This window comes from Streptomyces sp. 8L (assembly GCF_020176795.1).
Lineage (GTDB): Bacteria > Actinomycetota > Actinomycetes > Streptomycetales > Streptomycetaceae > Streptomyces.
The window spans coordinates 1-1,706 of sequence record NZ_JAIUKE010000665.1; the positions used below are offsets into that span (position 1 = coordinate 1).

The following is a 1,706-nucleotide window of genomic DNA, read 5'->3' on the forward strand; positions in this document are numbered from 1 at the left end:
CCCCCGACCGACCACCCCACCAGCCACCACCAGCCACAGGAACCGAGCCAGCACCACAGAGCGGAGAGGTGAGCGATGGGCGCCACGGGCCCCTTCCCCGACGCTTCGGGGACACCGCCGGGACCGGTCTACGACCGGGACGGGGCGGACCGTGCCCTCGCGCGTCTCCAGGCCGAGCACGAGGCGATCGAGACCTCGCTGCTCTCCCTCCAGGACCACGCGGGCCGCAGGCTCCTCGAAGGCGCCGAGCTCACCGGCGTCACCAAGAGCCGCTGGGCCGTCACGGAGCAGTCGATCACCGCCCTGTGGACGTACTACGACGCCTACACCAAGGCACTCGGCGCCGCCCTCGAACTGCGCGGCAGGCGCCGCTGGCCCTCCAAGGACGACCTCGCCGACCTCACACAGCGGCTGCGCGGCCCGTCCGCCACGGTCGGTGCCACGGGCGGCAAGCTCGCGGAGACCTTCACGCTCGCCGAACTGGTGGCGCGGATGAATGAGCTGTACGCGGCCTCGCTCGACATGATCGTGGCGGCGGACGCGGTGTGGTCGGCGCTGCCCGCCAGGATCGATCTGCTCGCCGCGGAACTGCGCCGCACCCAGTCCCTGGCGCACTCAGTCGGGGTGCGCCCGGGCGAGCACCCGGCGGGCGACGACCTCGCTGACATCACCGAGGAGCTGACCGCGCTGCGCGCCGAGGTCGTCTCCGACCCGCTCGCGTACTGGCGCTCCGCGGGAGCCAGTTCGGCGCCCGGCGGCGGTACGCCCGACACGCGGCGCTACGACCGCGCGGCCCGCGCCCTGGAGGACGTGCGACGCGAGATCGAGGCGGTTCTCGAGGTCCGCAAGGACTCCGAGGAGCGCCTGCTGCGGCTGCGGGACGTGATCTCGCGCGCCGACCGTACGCTCACCGAGGCGCGCGCCGCCCGCGGCGAGGTGCTCGCCAAGATCGCCGCGACGGAGGTGCCGGCCGTCAGCGGACCCTCCGCCGTCCTGCACGAGCGCCTTTCGACGGCCGCCGAGTACCGCAGGAACGCGCAGTGGCACCGGCTGTCACCGCTGCTGGAGGCGCTGGAACGGGACGCCGACGACGAACTCCTGCGGGCCCGCGAGTCGTTGACGGCCGTGACGGCGCCGCTCGCGGTACGGGCCGAGCTGCGCGGCCGGCTCGACGCGTACCGGGCGAAGGTCGCGCGGCTGGGCCTCGGGGAGGACCCGCTGCTGATCGAGCGGTACGACGCGGCGCGCAGGATGCTCTGGAGCGCGCCCTGCGACCTGCGCGGCGCGGAGGCGGCCGTACTGCGCTTCCAGCGGATGGCCGCCGATCTGGCCGCCCAGGTACAGGCCGGGCCGGCACAGGGCCAGGGCCACGGGGACGGGCAGGGGCCCGGCGGCCCGTACGGCACGGGGGACGGCGAGGGACGGGACGGACGGGGGAGTGGCGGATGACCCAGGCGACGGCGTGTCAGCGGCCCGACTGCGAGGGCGAGTACGAGGACGTGGGCGGGGGTGAGCTGTACTGCGACATCTGCGGCCTCGCGCCCGTCGTGTCGCCGCCCGGCTCGATCTCCGCGCCGCCCCCGGGGCTCGCCGCGGGGCCCGCGGCGCGGCGGACCAGCCCGTGCACGGGGGGCCCGGTCGGCCGGGGCGGCACGGCCCCGCCACCGGTGCCGCCGAGCGGCGGCATGGCGGCCGTCGTCTCCACG

Annotated in this window: 2 protein-coding genes; both read left to right on the forward strand. The window is 75.8% G+C overall.

Annotation, left to right across the window (positions count from 1 at the left end; translation table 11 throughout):
- Positions 1-75: 75 nt before the first annotated feature.
- Positions 76-1,449, forward strand: coding sequence for a hypothetical protein (locus LCE31_RS36745; RefSeq protein ID WP_225022322.1), 1,374 nt, complete (start codon positions 76-78; stop codon positions 1,447-1,449).
- On the forward strand, positions 1,446-1,706 hold a 261-nt coding region (locus LCE31_RS36750; RefSeq protein WP_225022324.1), incomplete at its 3' end, for a hypothetical protein. The genes LCE31_RS36745 and LCE31_RS36750, both read left to right, overlap by 4 nt.

What these genes read in the sequence shown, in the direction of transcription:
- LCE31_RS36745 (WP_225022322.1), top strand. Translation starts at nt 76, where the DNA reads ATGGGCGCCACGGGCCCCTTCCCCGACGCTTCGGGGACACCGCCGGGA.